General features: G+C 40.4%; 17 protein-coding genes and 1 pseudogene. 8 read left to right on the forward strand and 10 right to left on the reverse strand.

Going from position 1 to position 21041, the window contains the following annotated elements; genetic code table 11:
• Positions 1-440 precede the first annotated feature (440 nt).
• The gene (locus A9239_RS16855) at positions 441-713 is read left to right on the forward strand and encodes a DUF3303 domain-containing protein (RefSeq protein ID WP_011305536.1); all 273 of its coding nucleotides are present in this window, start codon (positions 441-443) and stop codon (positions 711-713) included.
• A 264-nt stretch (positions 714-977) separates the two neighbouring features.
• Here the strand turns inward: A9239_RS16855 and A9239_RS16860 are convergent, their stop codons facing one another.
• The 3 genes from A9239_RS16860 to A9239_RS16870 all read right to left on the reverse strand — a co-directional run bounded on the left by A9239_RS16860 (position 978) and on the right by A9239_RS16870 (position 4341).
• Positions 978-2408 carry an aldehyde dehydrogenase gene (locus A9239_RS16860; protein ID WP_176722180.1) on the reverse strand — a complete coding sequence of 477 codons (1431 nt, stop codon included), beginning with the start codon at positions 2406-2408 and terminating at the stop codon, positions 978-980.
• A gap of 134 nt (positions 2409-2542) precedes the next feature.
• Positions 2543-3007 carry a MarR family winged helix-turn-helix transcriptional regulator gene (locus A9239_RS16865; RefSeq protein ID WP_048123575.1) on the reverse strand — a complete coding sequence of 155 codons (465 nt, stop codon included), beginning with the start codon at positions 3005-3007 and terminating at the stop codon, positions 2543-2545.
• Positions 3008-3138: 131 nt separating this feature from the next.
• Positions 3139-4341 (reverse strand): MFS transporter, encoded by a 1203-nt coding sequence (locus tag A9239_RS16870; protein WP_048121921.1) that lies wholly within the window; start codon positions 4339-4341, stop codon positions 3139-3141.
• Positions 4342-5045: 704 nt separating this feature from the next.
• Between A9239_RS16870 and A9239_RS16875 the strand changes: the two genes are divergently transcribed.
• From A9239_RS16875 to A9239_RS16885, 3 genes are all read left to right on the forward strand, one after another.
• A complete protein-coding gene (locus A9239_RS16875; protein WP_048156318.1) occupies positions 5046-7232 on the forward strand; it encodes a DUF2298 domain-containing protein in 2187 nt (728 codons plus the stop codon).
• Positions 7233-7433: 201 nt separating this feature from the next.
• On the forward strand, positions 7434-9158 hold the full coding sequence (locus tag A9239_RS16880; RefSeq protein WP_069575384.1) for a flippase-like domain-containing protein: 1725 nt from the start codon (positions 7434-7436) through the stop codon (positions 9156-9158).
• 332 nt (positions 9159-9490) lie between these two features.
• Positions 9491-9847: a helix-turn-helix transcriptional regulator gene (locus tag A9239_RS16885; RefSeq protein WP_048121926.1), complete on the forward strand. Its 357-nt coding sequence runs from the start codon at positions 9491-9493 to the stop codon at positions 9845-9847.
• A 302-nt stretch (positions 9848-10149) separates the two neighbouring features.
• On the opposite strand, the gene nikR is transcribed toward A9239_RS16885, so the two are convergent.
• The 7 genes from nikR to A9239_RS16920 form a co-directional block, all read right to left on the reverse strand.
• On the reverse strand, positions 10150-10572 hold the full coding sequence (nikR, locus tag A9239_RS16890; protein ID WP_011305541.1) for a nickel-responsive transcriptional regulator NikR: 423 nt from the start codon (positions 10570-10572) through the stop codon (positions 10150-10152).
• Positions 10573-11272: 700 nt separating this feature from the next.
• Entirely contained in the window at positions 11273-12631 is a 1359-nt protein-coding gene (ftsA, locus tag A9239_RS16895) for a coenzyme F390 synthetase (protein WP_048121928.1), read from the reverse strand.
• A 256-nt stretch (positions 12632-12887) separates the two neighbouring features.
• Positions 12888-13667, reverse strand: a complete 780-nt coding sequence (locus tag A9239_RS16900; protein ID WP_048121930.1) for an ABC transporter ATP-binding protein — start codon at positions 13665-13667, stop codon at positions 12888-12890.
• The gene (locus tag A9239_RS16905) at positions 13658-14677 is read right to left on the reverse strand and encodes an iron ABC transporter permease (protein ID WP_048121932.1); all 1020 of its coding nucleotides are present in this window, start codon (positions 14675-14677) and stop codon (positions 13658-13660) included. Before A9239_RS16905 ends, A9239_RS16900 begins: the two co-directional genes overlap by 10 nt.
• Positions 14670-16442 (reverse strand): radical SAM protein, encoded by a 1773-nt coding sequence (locus A9239_RS16910; RefSeq protein ID WP_048121934.1) that lies wholly within the window; start codon positions 16440-16442, stop codon positions 14670-14672. The genes A9239_RS16905 and A9239_RS16910 overlap by 8 nt, the downstream gene beginning before the upstream one ends.
• A 3-nt stretch (positions 16443-16445) precedes the next feature.
• Complete coding sequence (locus A9239_RS16915; RefSeq protein ID WP_048121936.1) at positions 16446-17069, reverse strand: class I SAM-dependent methyltransferase; 624 nt, start codon at positions 17067-17069, stop codon at positions 16446-16448.
• Complete coding sequence (locus A9239_RS16920) at positions 17066-18163, reverse strand: iron ABC transporter substrate-binding protein (RefSeq protein WP_048121938.1); 1098 nt, start codon at positions 18161-18163, stop codon at positions 17066-17068. Before A9239_RS16920 ends, A9239_RS16915 begins: the two co-directional genes overlap by 4 nt.
• A gap of 724 nt (positions 18164-18887) precedes the next feature.
• Here A9239_RS16920 and A9239_RS20705 point away from each other — a divergent pair.
• The 4 genes and pseudogenes from A9239_RS20705 to A9239_RS16940 all read left to right on the forward strand — a co-directional run.
• A pseudogene (locus A9239_RS20705) lies at positions 18888-19073 on the forward strand (hypothetical protein); the annotation flags it as partial.
• Between the two features lie 127 nt (positions 19074-19200).
• On the forward strand, positions 19201-19575 hold the full coding sequence (locus A9239_RS16930) for a NifB/NifX family molybdenum-iron cluster-binding protein (RefSeq protein WP_048121942.1): 375 nt from the start codon (positions 19201-19203) through the stop codon (positions 19573-19575).
• 94 nt (positions 19576-19669) lie between these two features.
• A complete protein-coding gene (locus A9239_RS16935) occupies positions 19670-19948 on the forward strand; it encodes a DUF4405 domain-containing protein (RefSeq protein WP_255361971.1) in 279 nt (92 codons plus the stop codon).
• 44 nt (positions 19949-19992) lie between these two features.
• The gene (locus A9239_RS16940; protein ID WP_048121946.1) at positions 19993-20682 is read left to right on the forward strand and encodes a DUF169 domain-containing protein; all 690 of its coding nucleotides are present in this window, start codon (positions 19993-19995) and stop codon (positions 20680-20682) included.
• The last annotated feature ends 359 nt before the right edge of the window (positions 20683-21041 follow it).

Below are 21041 nucleotides of genomic sequence, written 5' to 3' on the forward strand. Positions count from 1 at the left end.
TTTCCGATATTTTCATTTCCTGTATATTCATTTTCGGTATTTTTATTAAAATTTTCGTGCATCTGAAGAAGTTCCCGGACTTAATATAGTCTTTTAGGACTAACTATTATATAGGCTAAGGGATGATAATATACTGTCTGTATCTGTATGCAGAAAGAAGTTCTGCATGATTACCTGTCCTTCTGGATTTATCATTCACGGGGATTTAAGCAATGATGAATTCGGAAAAGACAGTAAAACTCTAAAAAATCTGGACTTCTGCCGTTAGTCGGCATTTGGGGGCGTGCTGGTCAAATCCGCATTTGTGGAGATGGCACCGGAGAATAGACTTGTTTTCCCTTGAGCTTTGCTCTCAAAAAGAGATCCCGGATGCTGTAAAAAGCTGCCCTGGCTTCCGGGAAGGGGTATTGGCAGCGCGAAAATAAGAGGAGTGGTAAAAGATGTTATTCATGGACGTTAGTACCTGGGACCCTTCGAACCGCGATAAGATCCTTGAGCATTTTAAGAAACTGGAGATTCCAGAAGGAATCGATATCATTAACCAGTGGGTTGACCTTTCCGGAAACCGTTATTACATCCTTTACGAAGCCGAAAGTGCCGAAGCTTACGGAGCTTTCAACCTGCCCTGGTCGGATGTCTGCGTAATTGACAGCGTGCCGGTTATGGAAGCTTCCGAATTTATGCAGCTTCTGCCCAAATACCAGAAAAAATAAATTTTATGATTAAGTAAATTTTAGAACTTATTGATACGATTTTACAGAAAAAGGTCCGATGAGCTTCACGTTAACTGGCTCATCGAAAAATCTTTATTTTATCAGCCTTGAAAGTCATAGCTTTCTTGAAGCCTTTTTACTGATTACATTAAGTTTTTAGCATACTGGTTTAGATTTTAGCATTACTGTATTGGAGTTTTAGCATTACTGTATTGGAGTTTTAGCATTATTGTTTTTAGCATTATTGTTTTTAGCATTACTGTTTTAGATTTTTAGCATTACTGTTTTCAGATCAAGATATTCAGAAAGAGCATCAGGACCGTTTTCTCTTCCAATCCCGCTCTCCCTGGTACCCCCGAAAGGAACTTCAGGAGCAACCTTAAGGTGCTGATTAAGCCAGATAATTCCTGCATTCAACTGTTCACATCCTGCACGAGCTCTATCAAGGTTTTTTGTCCAGATAGAGGCACCAAGCCCATAGCAGGTATTATTGGCTTCTTCAATTGCTTCATCAAGATCTTTCACTCGGACTACAGGTAGGACCGGACCGAATACTTCTTCATTCAGAAGCCTGGATTCTCTGGCCACATCTGTAATAAGTGTGGGCTCGAAAAAATATCCTTTACTACAGGAGCTTCCCTCTGGAACTCTGCCTCCTGTAACTATTCTGCCTTCATCCTTTTCTTCGACGTCTGCAACAAGCCCTTTTATATATTCCCATTGCCTGCGGTTGTTAAGAGGTCCCATGTCGATGTTTTCCTGCAGCCCGTTTCCAACCCTTAAATTTCGGATGCCCGCTTCAAGCTTTTTTATAAACCCTTCAGCTACGGATTCGAAAACAAAAAGCCTCTTTACAGCAGTACAGGCCTGTCCGCAATTGTAAAATCTTCCCCTGAGAGCCCCTGCGACTGCAGCCTCCAGGTTAGCATCATCACAGACCAGCATTGGATCACTGCCTCCAAGCTCAAGGGTTACTCTTTTCATCCCGCCGGCTGCAAGCTCTGCTACACGTTTCCCGGTTTTCACTTCTCCGGTAAAGGAGATTTTTTTAACCTTCGAGCTCCTAACCAGGCTTTCTCCCACAACCTCACCAGGGCCTGTAACGATATTGAGCACACCTGGCGGAAGCCCTGCCTCGTTGAGGATAGAAGCCAGGACAAGGTTAGTAAGAGGGGTATTGCTTGCAGGTTTCAGGACAAGCGTATTTCCTGAAATCAGGGCAGGACCTATTTTCCATGCCATAATAAGAGCAGGCATATTCCAGGGAATTATAGCTGTACAGACTCCCAGAGGCTTCTTTACAGTAAAAGCGTATCCATTTTGAGGAATTGGAACAAAATCTCCGTGAAAACTGCTTGCAAGCCCGCAATAATACTCAAGGACATGTGCAAAACCTTCAATCTCGTTTTTAGCTTCGGCAAGAGGTTTACCCTGTTCCCGGGTAAGTAGAACAGCAAGTTCATCCTTTCTCTGCCTTACAATTCCCGCAGCTGTGTAAAGAATCCTGGCTCTTTGCTGCGGAGATGTGGAAGCCCAGCCATTAAAAGCTGACGATGCCGATTCAACGGCTATTGCCGCATCATCTTCCGTGCCTTTTGGAACCCGGTCAACAAGTTCACCTGTTCCCGGGTTTATGATATCAAAAAATTCGCCGTTGCATACGTCCACAGCTTTTCCATTAATCTGCATTTTCATATATATCAGTACTTACAAAGACCTATTTTAAGATAACAAGAGGTACAGCTTGGAGCAGGTCTAAAGATTAGATAATTCTTGCTATAACAGATAGTCAACGACAATAGAACAAATCCACTAACTTCTTATCACGCTTATTCATCGATCGGACTATCAAAAATAAGGGGCTTGAATTCCGACTCATGAAATTTAAGTGAGGCCTTACGAATCAACCGCCTGAGAAGTTCTCTTTCTTCAGGTGTGAAATCCGAAAGGAGTGCATCGACAAAAAAAACCAATTTTTCCAGAATCACCTTTCTTACTTCCTTTCCTTTTTCAGTCAGGTAAACCCTGTAAGCCCGAAGGTCATTTTCATCTCTTTGTCTGTACACATAACCTTCTTTTTCCAGGTTTTTGATAGCTCTTGTACTTGTTGCTTTGCTAACTTTAAGGGTTTTTGCAATGGTTTCCTGAGAGAGGCCATCCTTGCGGTATAAAACCATTAAAAAATCAAATTGTCCGCTTCCTATCTTGTAGACTTCGAGTTCTTTTGCCATACATGCTAGATGGCTTCGGTAGATGATGGCGATTGAACCGAGGATTTCTCTTGGATCTACCATGATTTTATCCTCCATTTTATAACACCTGGAAGTTCGCTTTGGAATAAGTTAGTTAAGAAGTAATAACAGATAAAACTAATTTGAAATTACAATCGTAGATTTTTAGATTTAGATCTTTTTTCAGATACTATTTAGAAATGCCTAACACCTTTGCTGCGCATAGCTTTTTTCCCATATAATAGATAATACAATATCAGGCACACCGCCGCAAAAACTGCCATGAACATGTATATTCCTCTATAACCGGTAAAAGGAATAATAAATCCAACCATCAAAGGCCCAATTCCCATTCCTATATCTGAAAACGCAAAATAGGTTGAATTCGCCAACCCCATACGATGTTGCGGAGTTATTTTTACAGAAATCGCTTGAGTACTGGACTGTATAGCTCCAAATCCAAGCCCTATCAAAGCTGCGGCTAACAAAAGTGTATAACCGTGATGAGTTTGGCTAAACAGTATCATTCCAGCCGTAAATATCAGAATTGCCGGGTACATGATTGTATTTTCACCTTTGGAGTCAAACAGTCGGCCAATAATCGGCCTCGAAACTAAAATTACTGCGGCATATACTATGAAAAAGAAGCTGGCTTCATCTACGAGATGAATTTCCTTGGAGTACACTTCAAGGAAGGACACAACACTCGAATAACAGCTGAAAATAAACATACAAACGACTGAAATTGGAATTACCCTGGGTTCAAAGAAGTTGTTAAATTTGAATCCCTTCATTTTCTCCATCTGTTCTTTTGTTAATTCCATTTTATGTAAGGATGATAAAAACGGCAAAATGACAAGGCTGATTGATGAGGCAATTGCACAGGTAGCAAAAATCATGACGAAACTGCCGTACTGGCTAATGAACATACCTAAAAAGGGGCCGATAGCGGTTGCGAGTATCTGACTTAATCCGAAATAGGCAATCCCTTCACCCTTCCTCTCCATAGGAATAATATTTGCAACGATTGTAGCCGTTGCTGTAGTAGTAATGCCAAATCCCATGCCATGAAGAAAGCGGACAGTAAACAGAAGAAAAATATTATTAACCCTAAAATATAATAGCGTCATAATTAAGCTTAAAATAACCCCCACGTAAAGGATCTTCTTATGACCGATTTGTCCGATCCATTTTCCGACAAACAGACGTGCGATAAGTCCGCCAATTATGAATATACTGGCAGAAAAGCCCGCTTCACCTGGGGATGAATTAAATTTACTCATCGCATATCCAGACATGACTATCATTAATAAGTAAAAACTTAAAGCAGCTATAAAATTTTCAACAAAAATGACTATAAAATCTTTAGTCCATAATCTTGATTTTTTTGAATTCATATCTTACCTCTTTTTTCTTTTAAAGATCCCATAAGATTAGTTGAATGTGCCACTTTTTGTGTATTTTAAGAAGCCATACTTGCATTCGGAAAGCCAGCATGTAGGTTTAACGTATCTGTTTGTTGGCCGATCAGACCAAAGGCTGTTTCGATTTAGCCTTCTTTTTCATATGTTGAATTGTTCTCTGTTAGTACTAGGTTCAAATTAGTTTCTCTATGAAACTAATTGAAATCTTATACATTTTTGTCTTATATACAAGTTACTCATGAAATTAAATTAAGATATAAATTAGCAAGTTTGAAAAGTGGCAATACATAGAATACAAAGGAAATACAGAGGAATTCGTAAACAATACAGGATTGCTACAAGCAGCTAAAGAGAACTCAATCATGTAAAACATAAAAAATATAAAATCTGGAGAAAAAAGAAAAATTTTTTTCATACGATAAAAATATAAACCTATTTACAAAATACATATTATCGACACTTCTGTAAGGTAAATAAAGTTGGGAAAACAGGAATACCGACTGCGAAAGTATTTGGAATATTTCAATACCTCTCGGAACCAAGACCTTTAGTGACCTTGCCGAGCTAATAAAAAGCTCAGGTTTTGAATGCAGATTTTATGCATAAAAAGTACACTTCAAGAGAGTGGGGCTTTAGAAAGTGTACATTAAGCAATCGATTTTAAAGGGAAGAGAGCGGTGTTAGAGTATCTTCACGTAATTTTCTGGTTTATTTTTATTGAAATACTGGGCCTGGTTTCCATTCCTCTTGCAGGAATAGCTGGAAATCGGCTTGCTGACAGAGGTTATTCTGCAGCAAGGACTCTGGGAATAGTGCTCGTCACATATCTTGCCTGGCTTTTTTCCTTTTTATGTGGTTTTAACAGACGCACGATCCTTATCTCGGTACTTCTACTTTGCCTTATATCAGGAATTGTCTATCGAAAACAAAGGACCTTACCTGAAAAGAAAATCCTGTTGTCAAATGAGCTCGTATTCGCTGCAAGCTTCTTTTTTTTTCTGCTTATACGTATGTATCTCCCTAAGATCTACAGGCATGAAAAATTTATGGATTTTGCTTTTTTGAACGCAGTTATGAGAACTTCTTCTTTCCCCCCGGCAGATCCCTGGTTTGCAGGTGGTTCCCTTGATTTTTATTACTATTTTGGATATCTTGCAGTAGGAGCTCCTGGAAAATTATTTTCTGTCGAACCGTCAATGCTTTTCAATCTGGCTATTGCACTCACTTTCGCTCTTTCTTTCAATCTCCTTTTTGGATTTGGATATAACCTCACTCATGGAAAAATCAGGTATGGGTTTCTTACTGCCTTATTCGTGATCCTGCTAGGAAACTTGCAGGGAGTTAAAGAATTTATATCCATGTATCTTATCAAAGAAACGACTATAGTGGGATACTACTGGAGCAGTTCGAGAGTTATCCCATATACAATAAATGAATTTCCTTACTTCAGTTTCATACACGGAGACCTGCATTCTCATATGATTGCAATTCCTTTCCAGCTTCTGGTACTTGCTTTTCTCCTGAACATATATCTCAGGAAAGACAGCAACCGGGTCTTTGAAAGTATACTGGAACTTCTGATTTTTTCAGTATCCCTTGGTTTTTTATTTCTTTCTAATTCCTGGGATTTCCCGATATATTTCAGCCTGACATTTGCAGTTGTTTTTGCTTTTTACTACGGGTATTATATCCGCAGTAAAAGCTTATATATCCAAAATAAAAGCCTATCTAGATCCGTTACCGGTTTTCTGGAAACAGTTCTTTCAGTTTTCGCTCTCAGCCTTCTTCCGTATTTGCCCTTTTATCTGTCATTTAAACCGCAAGCTGCAAGTGGATTTGACTTTGTTCCTCCAGAACTTCGTACAACAATTGGAGAATTCCTTATCCTGTTCAGCCTTTTCCTTTTTTTGACCCTTTCTTTTCTCATAACCCGCCTGGAATCCAGAAGAAAAATACAATATTTTCTTCTGTGGATAGGAATATCAGCATTTCTTGCCAAGGAATTGTCTATTCCCCTGCTTGTAATCCTTCTCCCCTTACTTGCCCTTTCACTTTATTCTTTCCAAAAAGACCTTACTGAAAGGAGCAGTGCAGGATTCGTTTCTCTTCTTATAGCAGTAGCTGTATTTTTAGCTCTTTTCTGTGAGATAATCTTCCTTGATGACCCCATTTCCGGGAATTTTGCCCGCATGAATACGGTTTTCAAGTTTTACATACACTTATGGACATTTCTAGCTATTGCTGCTTCTTATTCCTTCTATCAGCTTTATTTCCGCTACAGAGCCTTTCCCAAGAATAACCTTCCTACTAACAGGGTTTATGGAAAAAAAGTATGGACAGTTTCACTTATGCTTCTGGTTCTTTCATGCAGCGTCTTTCCTGTAGTAGCTACCTTTACGAGAATAGAAGATATGAATGCGAAACCTGCCCTTGACGGCATGGAATACATGAAAGAGCTGGATCGTGGAGATTATGACGCTATAAAATGGATTCAGGAAAACCTCAGTGGAACTCCGATAATCCTTGAAGCTTCCTCAGATGACAGCAGTTATAGTTATATTTCGCGTGTCTCGGCAAATACCGGGCTTCCTACGGTTATTGGGTGGGCAAGGCATGAGCAGTTCTGGGGAAGAGACGATACAGAAATCAGGGCAAGGTTTGAAGACGTAAATACCATTTACAGTACCAGCAGTAAAAAAAAAGCTCTTGAGCTCATGAATAAATATAACATAAACTATGTTTATATCGGTCAACTTGAACGGCAGATGTATGATATAAAAACGGATAAGTTCCAGGACGAAACTTATTTTGAACCTGTTTACCAGGGTTCAGTCCGAATTTATAAAGTAAAAAAGGAATTCTGAGTTTTCGGTTTTTAGGGGGAACCTTAAACTCAGAGTTATAGTCACGCCTACAATTATTGCAACAAAAACTCATTGTACCTTATTGAGTAGTTGCATTATTTATCCTCGTGACTATATATAAAAATCTATTTATATAAATCGTAGATTCGCTCCCAATAATGGAATGAAAATAGTGGGGTCTTATCCATTACCAGCGTATCGGTGGTTTTACCAGCTTATAATGAGGCAGCAAATATCGATAAGGCTGTCTTAGTTACAGCAGAAACACTTTTTAAAATAACAGACCGTTTTGAGATCATCATAGCTGAAGACGGCAGCAAGGACGGGACGGACCGGATAGCTTCCAGGCTCGCGGAACAGTATGCTTATGTTGTCCACCTGCATTCGGAGAAACGACAGGGCCGGGGAAAAGCTCTTAACCGGGCTTTTAAGGCAGCTTCAGGAGAAGTCCTCTGCTATATTGACGTGGACCTTGCTACAGATATGAAATATCTGGAAAAACTGATCAGAGCTGTGAGCACGGATGGCTATGATTTTGCTACAGGCTCAAGAATGATGCCCGATAGCGATGCAAAAAGGCCTTTTAAGCGAGAGTTTGCAAGCAGGGGATATAATTTTCTGGTGAGGCTTTTTTTGCATTCAAAACTCTATGACCACCAGTGTGGTTTTAAGGCTTTCAAGAGAGAAGCTCTCTTTGAACTTCTCGATGAGACCAAGAATGAACACTGGTTCTGGGATACCGAAATACTTGTCAGAGCCCAACACAAAGAATATAGAGTAATGGAACTTCCGGTTTACTGGAGACATGGAGGGTCAAGCAAGGTTAATCTGGCAAAAGATGTCAAAGGAATGGGGTCCGAAATATTCCGTCTCTGGAGAGAACTCTCATCCCCGCTCGAAGTTTCAGGAAAAGGAAAATTCTTTTTAACAGCTGCCCTTGCAATTCTGATCCTTGCGTTTGTTGCAACCTTCTTGGGTGCATCGGATATTCTGGAAAATGTGAAGCAAGCATCCTTCAGGACTCTGGTTTCAGCTGCTCTGGTGTACTGTGTTTCCTGGCCTTTAAGAGGAGTTCGTTTCCAACAGATCCTTAACAGGCTTGGAAATCAATACGAGCTTGGGTTTCTTACAGGCAGCATTTTTATCAGCCAATCCGCAAATGTAATTCTTCCAGCACGGATAGGAGACCTGAGCAGAATGTATATCCTGAAAAAAAGCAAGGACCTTGCCTTTACAACTAGCTTCTCCTCGATAACCGTAGAAAGAGTCTTTGATATAGTTGCAATAACTTCCATAGCAATACTTGCTTCTTCAGGTGCTACGTCCCGTTTTGAACTTGAACCCTGGATGGAATCCCTGATAAAGCTGTCCAGACTTGCAGTAGTGCTTTTTTTCTTGATTCTCTTTATTGTTTCTTTCCGAGAAGGCAACGCAAGAAAAAGACTGGAAATTAGAAATTCCCAAAACGGGCTCTCTGGAAAGATAAAGATTTTTGCCTCTACTTTTTTACACCAGATAAGCATCGTTGCCGTACGTCCGAGATCGTTTCTAGCAGTGACAGCCTCTTCTCTTCTGATATGGGGAATAGATATATTCACCTGTTTCCTTGTCCTCAAATCATTTCCGACAGTAGGAGAAAGTGTCTCGTCCACATATATGATATCACTGATTTTCCTGGCTGTAGCCCTGGGAAATATTGCAAAAATAATTCCGATAACGCCTGGAGCTATAGGAACATATGAAGTTGCCCTGACTGCAGTTTTCGGACTTGGTGGAATCAAACCGGAAATAGGATTTACGGTTGCCGTGCTTGATCATATTATAAAAAATTCAATTACTTTAATAGGAGGAGGTCTAGCCCTCTCCGAACTCGGACTCAGGTGGAGAGAAGTGCTTTGTACTGATAAGGATGTTTTGAAAGGGTGAACTACAACCTGGGTAAAGACCAACTTGCTTCTCGAGTCACAGATGATCACCGGCATCTCCAACGAGCTTTAGTTTGACCCTCACTGGCCCTATTGAGCTCCGTCCATTCATCCCTAATGGCTTTACATGGAAACAACCTGATACAGTATATTTATAATAGAACAAAAAGAGTAAACAAATAATGTAAATCAGATATGAGTATTTAAATCGAAGAACCTAAGAAAAATCTGAGTATTTAAACCGGAGAATCTAAGAAATAACTGAAGCACTAAACACAAAAAATTAAAATAATAACCACATGCTTTATTCGAACTAATGGTCAAGTGGAAGAAATGTCTGAAAAAAAAATAATTGAAGTAAAGGATGCATATTGTCTTCCGGAAGATGTGCTTGATGCTGTACATGCGGCAATGAATGAGGATGTGGGAGAAATCGTTAGCCTGTTTAAGGTACTTTCAGATCCCACTCGCCTCAGAATTCTCAAAGCCCTTGAAGTCCAGAGCCTCTGTGTTTGTGTCCTTGTGGACTGTACGGACCAGCAGCATTCAGCTCTTTCCTATCATCTTAAGCTGTTAAAAGAAGCAGGACTGGTGAACTCGCGAAGAGAACGGAGTTTTCAGATTTATGAACTCACAGAGTTCGGAAACCTGCTCCTGAAACATATTGAAAAGCACTTTGAAAAAGCTTAAACATAGAAATCAAGAGGAATTTAGTATCCTCTTTGAAATCTTTTCCATATAGAAATCATTTCCATCGAGCCTATCCTGAAACTCAAAATTTGATTTTTGAATTTGTGATTTTTGAATTTCGTATATGGAACAGTCAGTTGAATACCTAATCATTAAACTGATCCTGAAAACTCATAGTGATTTAGAATAAAATAGGTTTTGGGATAAGCTCATCTAGAAATCTTTTCCATATAGAAATCTTTTCTTTACTCCATCCTTACTTTCTCATAGCTGTTTGAGGGACACTCCGGCCTGGGAAAAGATCAGATTTTATCGGTTGATGCTACAGTTGTGAGCTTTGAGAACTTTACCCCTTTGAGGGCCATTATAGCTTCGGCAAGCTCCTTAATCTCTTCACCTTCCCCATCGAGAACAATCACTTCAAAACAGTTGTCATGATCAAGGTGTATATGCACTGAAGATTTTATCAGGTGAGAATAGTTGTGTTGAATATCTGCAATAGCATTTGAGAGCCCCCTTTTAGTATGGTCGTAAATAACCGAAATGGTTCCGACACGGTAACCCTTAATGTCACCCATCCATTCATAATAAGAAATGTAACTCCTGATGGCATCCCTTATGCCTTCAGAACGAGAAGAATAACCTCTTTTTTCGATAATCTCATCAAATTTACCCAGAAGGGTATCAGGAAGGGAAACTCCTATCCGCATAAGTTCTGTTTCCATAATATCACCAAATAATCTTGGACTTGTTTACGATATAATACTTTAGTATATTATATGTAGCACTATATATGTTTTTTTCACATAGGTACTAATATAAAAGAGTTGATAACAAATATTCATTCTTTACAAATATAAATCCTTGGTAATGGTTTACATCTGCCACTAAAAAATATATAAGTTTTTTTATTTTGGAAAAAGTAACTATCCAGTCTGGAGAAAACAATATCAACAAACATTGTTATTAAGATATGAAAGGCAAATTTATTTGAAATCAGTTTATTTAGTTATTGACCATTCATTGTACTTTATCTGAACTCATCAATATATAACCATTTTTATTTGTCAAGTAAAAACCGATATCAATAAAAGAATTTTGGTTTTACTGAATAATATATAGGAAATGACATAAAAATATAATAAAAGGTAGAAAAAAGTCTTAAATAGAGTATTTTTCAACAGAACTTTAAGAAAATTGTGATTAAGATTGTTCTCAGGCACGAATACATCTACCAGATAAGCGCACTTTTCCGTCATCAACAATTTCATTATTCCATGTGTTATTTCAGTATTCCATGTGTTATTTCATTATTCCATGTGTTATTTCAGTATTTTCTATGTCATTTTAGCATTCTCTGTATTTGTTTCAGCATTATATGCGTCATTTCAGCATTACTCTATACCTTGCTCTCTTCTTGTTCTCTTACCGCCTGTCTACAAGCCTTTTAGGCCTGCCTTTTATCCTGCTCAGTTCGAGCCCCATAGGACCTGTGAAATTGAATACTATTTTAAAAGTGCCTTCGGCATAAGCTCTGGAAAGCAGAGGTTTATATCTGAGAAAAGTACGAAGAAAGTTTTCTTTTATAAGATTCCGATCGCACACCTCAGGATTTTCACATTCCATACTAACTCTGAGTACGGTTTCTCCCTCGTCTTCTGTACCATAAAGAAAAGCCTCATATTCTCCGGTCAGGTAGTCCATGTTTTCACGCTGAAAAACGCCCTTTTCCACATCTACGCGGTTAAAGGGAGTTACTTCTACCCACGCGGTTTCAGCTTCCCGCTGAGGGGTCAGAATTTTCATATGCGTCCTTCCGCAGGGACACTGTTTGCGCGTAAGCACCACAGTCGTGTCTTCGGTATCATAGTTTAAAAGAAGAGTTCCTGCTTTTGCCCCAACAGGCAGCAGTGTGCTCAGGATAACTCTTCCGCATTCTCCGTCAGGCACATAATTTTCGAGATGGGGATCGTAAATATCAACATGGACAAGATCTTCAGGCACATGCAGCCCTGACACCTCATCACACTCACCGCACATCGTGCCTTCCGTGCTTCCATAGGTGTTATAAACAGGACAGCCCCAGATTTCGGAAAGATAATTCCTTGACTCGTCAGCAAAGGCTTCTCCTCCTACAACCAGTTTATTTACACCTGACTCTCGAGGGTCAATGCCCTCTACCCGTAACCTTCTGGCAAGGCTCAGGAGTTTGAATACGCTGCCTACTATGCCTGTAGGCCTGTAAGCTTCGATAACTCGCAGGGGAAATGTGCACTTGCCCTCAGGAATAATGCTCATACCAAGCTGCCTGGCCGCAAGGGTCATGGTGTTTGCCCCTACATTCATCCCATAAGAAGCACAGACAACAACCCTGTCTCCAGGACCAAAACCCTGTGACCTGAAAATACGAGCGTATTTTTCCGAATACCTTTCCCAATCCTCCCATGTAAGGAAAAAACTCTTCGGGTTTCCGCTGGTTCCGCTAGTCTCATGAACTGTGAAAACATCCTTCCAGCCCACACTCCTGAACATGAATTCGCTCGTTTCTGGAGGCTGGTTTTCGCGGATAATGTTTCCCGAGATTATTGGAAGGTCCAGAAGATCATCATGGGTTTTGATCTCAGCCGGGTTCACACCCTGCTTTTCAAACCATTTTCTGTAAAAAGGAGAATTTTCTGCCGCATATTTTACCGTGTATCGTACCCGCTCCTCTACGAGAGCATCTAGCTCTCCCCTGTCCATGGTCTCGATTTCAGGGTTGAAATAAGGTTTTGAGTTGTCCATAGAAAGCGCCCCCAACTGGAATAATAGGATATAGAAAGCCTGTTATTTATTGACTTCAAAGATGAAACGTTTTCTGGAGGCATTTAAATTAATAGTCTCTTTAAACTTTAAAAATAGTAAGGTGGGACAGATAAGATCCGGGTCTCTTCCCTTCCGCCTTTTTTCTCTTTAGACTGCGTTTTATGGATGCGTTTTATGGATACGTTTTATTTCACCTTATTTTTCGTAGATCTTTTCTATTTTTGTCATACTTTGTTTACCTTCTTAAGGGTAAACACACTTTCCTTTTCATATCTTCAATTTCCCTGACAGCTACATTTACACCATAGACTGAAGACATCATCTTACTGGTTACAACGGTTTCAACTTTTCCTACGGCAACCAGTCTACCTCCAGACAGAGCTGCAGCCTTGTCACCTAACAGAAAAGCATGGTCTGGCATGTGTGTATTCATTACAATAGACATACCAAGTGAAGCCAGTTTCTGGACAGTTTCCAGCACAAGGACCTGGTTGCCAAAATCAAGGTGAGAAGTTGGCTCGTCCAGCAAAAGCAGAGCAGGCTTCTGGACAAGAGCCCTGGCAATAAGCACCATTTGACCCTGTCCTCCACTGAGGTTAGCAACCGGCCTTTCTGCAAGATCGGAAATTCCCACCATTGCTAAAGATTCTTTTGCAAGTTTAATATCCTCTGCGCCAGGGGATGCGAACATGGAAAGGTGTGGAGCACGGCCCATGACTACAAAATCCAGCACAGTAAATGGAAAAACCACTTCATTCTGCTGAGGTACGTAACCTATATGCCTGGCAATTCCTCTTACCCCAAGAGAAGCTGTATCCTTTCCCTGAATAAAGACAGACCCCACAGCTGGTTTGAGGATTCCTGCAATACATTTGATAAGTGTAGATTTTCCTGCTCCGTTTGGACCCAGAATACACATGATTTCGCCCTTTTTCAGCGAAAAAGATACATTTTCAAATACTGGATTGTTTCCATAAGAGAAAGCAAGGGACTTTACTTCCAGCATCAGTTCCATCCCATACGCCCCTTCTTGATAAGATATGCAAACACCGGAGCTCCTACCAGGGAAGTTAGGATTCCCAGGGGAATTTCTGTAGCTACAATAGTCCTTGAAAGGTCATCCACGACCAGCATAAACGATGCTCCAATAATCATACTCATAGGCAAGAGGCGGCTATAATTGGGACCAACAATCATTCTTGAGATATGAGGCACAACAAGTCCGACCCACCCAATGACACCGCTGATACTGACTGCTGCTGAGGTTACAAGAGTCGCACAAACAATGATAACCAGGCGCGTTTTTTCCACATCCGTCCCAAGAGCTTTAGCTTCTTCGTCTCCCAAGGACAAAATGTTGATACGCCACCTGAAAAGAAACAATACTAGAGTCCCAATAAATATAGGCAATAATATGTAGAGCAGATCACCGTACCTGACACTGGCAAGGCTTCCCATAAGCCAGAATACTATTTCAGGAAGTTGATCATAAGGATCTGCTACATACTTTGCCAGCGACGTAAGAGCCGTAAAAATAGAGCTCACAATAATTCCCGAAAGCACGAATACTAAAGTTCCAGTACCTTTGCTGACTTTACCCATACTTATAGCAATAAACATCGCAAGGAGTCCGAAAGCAAAAGCCGTCAACTGTATCATCAGATAATTATTCCAGAGCAATATTGCAAGGCATGCTCCAAAACCTGCCCCTGAACCTACTCCAAGGATATAAGGAGACACAAGTGGATTACGAAAGATTCCCTGGAAAGAAGCTCCAGCTATGGAAAGAGCTGCGCCTACCAGTAAAGCTGCAAGTATCCTCGGTAGCCTTACATTGAATAGTACCGTGTGTTGAGTGGAGACTGAAATAGGAGTACCAAAAAAAAGAGATGAAAAAACCTTCATACTCTCATCCACAACTGCCGACAGTGGGGTCTGGTATCTTCCAATAAAAAGGGAGATTATGAGTAATGCGATAGGTAACAGGTACACCAGAGTAGTGCGATTAAACTTGTAATCAGGCATGAGTATACCTCATAACATGCCTGGACCAGATGCCAGAGGTAGGTCTGTGAAATGACCTGTTAGGCTTTGCTTCCTCAAAAGGCATACCATAAAACCTTAGATAAAACTCATCTGCTTCCTTTTTCAGGTCAATTACTGAGCTTTCCGGGTTCAGTTTATCTGCTATGTACATGAGTCCCAGTATCCAGCGAGGGTTCCCGAAATCCCAGGAAGGGGGAATTTCATAGACATGGTGCTCTTTTACTGCATCTGCAGATATGCCGTATTGATGGCACAGGCCATAAAATTCATCTAGAGGACGAGAAAGGAAACCTGAAATAAAAATTGTCTCAGGATTCTGCTCATTTATAAAAGAGGGAGAAACATTTACACCCGGTTTGCCTTCTTTTTGAATCTGTTTATTGATACTGACTCCCCCAGAAAATGCCACAAGGTTATTTTCCATTCTCCCAGCGTTCAGGGCAAAAAGAGGAGAACCCATACAATAATACACCTTATGATTACTATTTTTCGCTGCAAGAGACTGGACAAGTTCCAAGCGTTCACGAATAAAAGAAATAAGCGCTTCTCCTTTTTCCGACTCATTTGCTTTTTCAGCAATAAGCCTGACAAATTCAAGATAGGAGTATGGCTGTTGTATCATATGATGTATTTGACTCAGGGTTTCAGGATTGGAAACCTTTACCCAGATTTCAATTACCCTGTGGTTGTCCAGTATTCCCAGGCATGTAAGTACTGCATGGACCATACTGAAAGCCCGGCTTATCCTGTAACCACCCATGAAACCTTCCTCGTTGAAGCTTTCAGTTGCAGTCGTTCCTTTAACCGGGATATTTTTACCACAAGTGCAGGTGTAATTTATCCAAGATTTTAGAGGTTTGGAACCCATGGGCCCGTAAAACTCCCTTTCTGCAAGAAGGCTACCGCATTCAGGACAGTATGTATTTAATGATTCCGTACCTGGAGAATTGAAAAGATAGACATAGTCTACATGCTCACGCAGAGCGGCGCACAGGTTCTCAGCCTCTCCTATAGAGGGTTCAAGCTCAATCGGAGCATCCCCAAAAGGAATGAATCTCATGACCTGAACCGGAATTGTAGGAGAAATATTAGACAATGCTTTTGCAACATTTATCACGTCGTCTTCATTTCCCCTTAAGTATACGACCGAAGTTTCAATATGCACACCCATATCAAAAAGCCTGGATATATTGCGGAAAACAGGTGCAGAGGACGGAACTCCACAGTTTATATAACTCTTATCAGAATAGCCTTTAATTCCAATATTCATGAAATCTACAAGCTTTCCAAGCTCCTCCAGTGTCTCACCTGTGAAATAACAGTTGGTAGAACAGCCTGCAAGTAAACCTTTTTCTTTTGCCTGTACCACAAGGTCCTTGAAAAGATAATAGTTTGCAGCAGGCTCATTGAGTGTAGAAACTACACCCAGACATCCCTGCTGCACTGCCTTTTCCACCACCTGAGACGGGGTAACCACAGGAAGGTCAAGCGATTTCCCTGAAGCTAACAGGCGAGCTACGCAGCCTGAACACTGGAAGTTGCATCCAGTACTGAAAACCTGAAGGAATTTACCTGAGGGATAATAGTGAAGTAAGGGAATGGTTTCTATAGAAACAGGATATGCTCCAAGATATCCGAGATCAGGGTCCTGGATAATAGTATCACCAGTGCATGAGTAGTTCCCGCACCTTCCCCTGCTCCATTCATCGATATCACACCTGAATTCACACACATTGCACTTCATTTTTTAACCTTCCTTGCTTAATACCATCCAGAATCCCGAATCATTCTGGATTACATGACAGGGAATCTCGGTCTGCCTTCCAGCTTCCTTTATAGCCCGAAGGTTTTCAGGACTGAGACGTTCTTTTGAACTGGCACGCCAATCCGGATCTATTTCGACCATCTTATCAGAAATCTGCGCTTTCAACTCTTTTGTGCCGAAGCCACCTCCTACCCATGCCTGCCCACCAGGAGCAAGGACGCGAGAGATCTCATTAAAGGCAACAGGCAGGTCATTCCAGAAAAATACGGAACCCCGACTTACTATGAGGTCTGCACAATTATTTTTTAAAGGTAGCAGGTGTACATCAGACTGCACAAGAGCAACTTTCCCTGAAATGCAATGGCGTAAGGCTTTGTTTCGTGAAAGCCTGCACATCTTAGTTGAAATATCAATACCATATACCTGCATGTCCGTGATTTCCGCAACAGCAATTCCAAGGGATGCTATACCGCATCCCAGGTCAAGGCATATACCTTTCTCTATCCCGCTTTGCTTGACGATATTAGCAGCTATTACAGGGTAGATAGGGGCAAAGATGTTCTCTGCAATATAGGGGAAATCCGGAGATTTGTCCTGCTCGCTCACGTCTTAGCCTCTGATGAAGGGTTAAGTAGCGCATTCAGCTCTTTGTCTGTGAGATTATAGTGGAAGAATTCCGAGTAGAACTCACGAGTCAGATTGGAGAGGTCCATATTTGCAAAACGGTCCGGATACAGCATTTTTGCAGTCCAGGCAGTTCCGAGGATAAGGTGAGGGCCCTGTGGCCTGTCAATCCAGCAGAAAGGATTCTGAGGAGCAAGGTATACTTTCTTATTTTTCACAGCATCTATACTTGCCCAGAGAGAATCAGAGTAAACTGTCGAATAGAACTGTGGATTTGAGGTGATAATTATCTCAGGGTTCCAGTTCATAACCTGCTCAATTGAAACCTGAGTCATGCCACTCCCTGGCGTAAGCTGACAATCTGCAACATTAATACCACCGCAAATATCAATGACCTGAGAGTGCTGAGAACCTGAAGGATCAGTCATTAGCCCCTTTGGACCTTCGGCATAATAAACACGTACTTTATGGTCTTCAGGAATATCTTTTATAGTGTTATTTATCTCACTAAGGACTGAACTGCGGAAATCAATCAGTTTTTGCGCTTGGTCTTCACAATTAAGAAGTTTACCTACATATTGTATGGTAGGATCAGATTTGTTGACGAAGATAATAGAATCATTAACAGCCACTACAGGAATATTTCCAAAACTTTCCTGTCTGCGCTCTATAGCTTCATGGATTTCCCCATCAGTGGTGTACCCTTCAATTACAATGTCAGGATGCATTTTGATTATAGTTTCATAGTTTCCTGTCTGTGTTCCGAACCAGCCCCCTATTACAGGCAGACTTGAGTAATTTTCAACCATGTAAAGTTGAGTAAAATTATTTTTAAAATTCCACCCTGCAAGTTTCTCTGGAGAAAGCATATACACGAGGATGGTGGATGGCGGAGAAGTAGCTACAACTGAAGAGATTTCCGCCGGCACAGTTAACTGCCTGCCCAACATGTCGGTGATCTGTATCGTGCTTGAGTTCTGAACAGCCTGCTGATTCGCATTTTCTGCACATCCACAGGACGCAACAGCCAGAACCAGAATAGAGAGTAGTAGTATTGTACTTATTTTTCCACGCATAGAAATACCTGACAGACTTTTATAGTTTAAGCGTTATGTTTGCATGAACATAATGTTATAAATATATATTCTAACAAAGAGAAACTAGAAAAACGCTCTTGAGCACACTTTTTATAAAGTTTTTTAGTTTTCATGATCGACTGATAGTTTTCAGTATATTTGCTATATCAGTTGATTGCTCTCAGGGGACATTTATAGGAAAGCAGTATCTTATTTCTTATTACTTTCCATATATAAATTTGCTTTTAGCGATTTAGATTAGTCAGCCCAATTTTCATAGAAAAGTTGAGCACATTCACAATCGTTATTGTTACCGATTTTCGATCTGACACGAATTTATTGGATGAAAGTACGGAAGAAACACACATTTACTACTTATTTTCGTATCTTCCGTGCTTTCCGTGGCTTTCAAAAAATTCATTTTTGATATACTTTAGAATCAATGAACTGAACTCATTATAAGATGGAAAAAGAAAATGGAGAATTATAGTGTTATGCTTCATTTTACATGTGCATAGATAGTATTTAGAGCAGCAGGACTTCTCGGATAGGTTTTAAGTGAACCAATAAAAATTAGTAAGTTATTTATAATAAATCGCATATGAGTAATTTGGTAGTAAATAGAGTTAAACGCAGGGTATAGTGCATTCCAATAGCTACATATTATGAACCTCTAAGCTAAAGACTTAGGGAATTTCCTGAGTCATCCCCCCAACCAACATTCTGGAATGATCTGCAAAAGGCCCGACAGAAAGTGACTGATGCCCCTGTCAATGGCAAAGCAATAGAGATCTCTGGAGGAGAGTATATAAATAGAGGGGAGTGCAAAGTTGAATTTCTCTGTAGCGGGTGTAAGTATAGATGGGAATTACAGTGCAATACTGAACACCCAGCTAGCTGTCCGAAGTGAGGTTCCGAAATCGTTTATCGAGTCGGAGGCGACGGAAGAGAGAAAAGGTTCATTAAGAACGATTACTGCTATCCCAAAAGCGAGGGGAAAACAGCAGCGTTAAACGTTAAAGCAGGAAGTGTGAAAAATGACAAAAATTGCTATACCATCGATGAATGACAGTGGATTGGAATCTGATGTTTGTTATCATTATGGCTCATGCGAATATTTTACTATCGTGGATGTAAAAAATAAAAATATTGAAAGTGTTAAAACAATAAGCAACCTGTCTCCTGAGATCGAGCATAATTGCGCTGCTCCATCAAAAATTTTGGAATCAAATAATGTCAATGCTGTGCTCGTCGCGGGTATTGGCGGAAGGCCATTAATGTCATTGGCGGAAAAAAACATCAAAGTATTTGCAGGAATAACGGGTAAGGTTTCCAACGCAGTTGAGGACTATAATAATGGCTTGTTGCAAGAATTATCTATGAACGGCACCTGTAATTGTTCTCATCACTAAAGGACTTAATTCACAATGTTTGAGAGCTTGAATCAGGGCTATCTAACGAGGTGAAACCGTAAGCCGACAAGAAACCAATTACTTAATAGACCTTATTCTGACAACTCTATTTTTTGTTGTTGCAGGTACAGGTTTAGTTATGCATTTTTTAATACCTTCAGGAATTCCAAGAGGGCAGTATGTAGTATATATGGGATTAACGAAAGCTACCTGTATTTGGATACACAGCAAAGCAGGAATCCTGATAGTTATTCTTATAGTTGTCCATCTTATCCTGCATGGTCAATGGATCATATGTACCACAAAGAAATTTTTCAGAAAAGGAAAGAAAAACACTATTTGTGAGACCAATACAGTGACCGATAAAGTCTGATAAGAAAACTTTTTAAAGATAATATAAAAATTGGAGTTGAGAACATGGATGTAAAAGAGATCAATAAATATGGACAAGAACTTGTAGACTGTCTGAAACTGAAGACTTCTCCTGTTGCAGTAAAGCTGATCCCAAAAGGAGGAGAAATTCCTGAAGGAATGAAAGAAGTGGATGAAGCTATGAGGCACTGCCAGCTGGTTGACAGAGTTAGAAGAACAGGCGAGGAGTTCTATACCCTTATCGATGACCAGATGTGTAAAGGTGGCGCTGGTGCAATGGGCCTTGGTGAAATGCCTCCAAAGGTCGCAAGTGGAGAATTTTATTTTAATAAACTCAAACAGTTTAGCACCCAGGGCGCTGCAAGGCGTACCCTTGAAAGAGTTCCCAAGCTTCCACCGCACTCAACCGAAGCTATCCTGTACTCTCCTCTGGAAAAAGCCACTTTTACTCCAGATGTTGTTGTCGTTATCAGTAATCCTAAACAAATAATGCTACTTACACAGGCTGCAATGTACAAAACCGGAGGCAGGATCGAAGCGAGTTTTGCAGGAAAGCAGAGCCTGTGCTCCGACGGGGTTGTGAATGTATACAAAGAAGGCAAAATCGGAGTCACAGTCGGTTGCAGCGGCAGCAGGACATACTCCAAAATCGCAGACGAAGAAATGATTATGGGAATTCCCATTGAACTTCTGGCTGATGTAACTGCTGGTCTTAAGGAAATCTGCCCGAAATAAATTTTGAAAAGGGTATCTTTAGGCTGTGTAGAGTTATTCTGAAATAATGAACTCCACAACCTGAGACGAATAACCTAATACATTTTGTTTGTTTCATCATCTTGAAGTGGACCTGGATAGGTTTTCCACAAAACCTATCTATAGTCACGCGGCTAAATAATGCAACTGCTCAAATGAGATACAATGAGATTTTTGTTGCAACAATTACAGGCGTGACTATAATCTTCAAGTAAGCATTAATTCATGCCAGTCCTTTCATGAAACTATGTTTTAATAATAATAATAATAATAATATTAGAATAATATCAAAAACAAGATTTTCCATAAGTGTTTACCTGCAGGAAATCAATAGTTTGAAG

This window comes from Methanosarcina sp. A14 (assembly GCF_001729375.1).
Lineage (GTDB): Archaea > Halobacteriota > Methanosarcinia > Methanosarcinales > Methanosarcinaceae > Methanosarcina > Methanosarcina barkeri.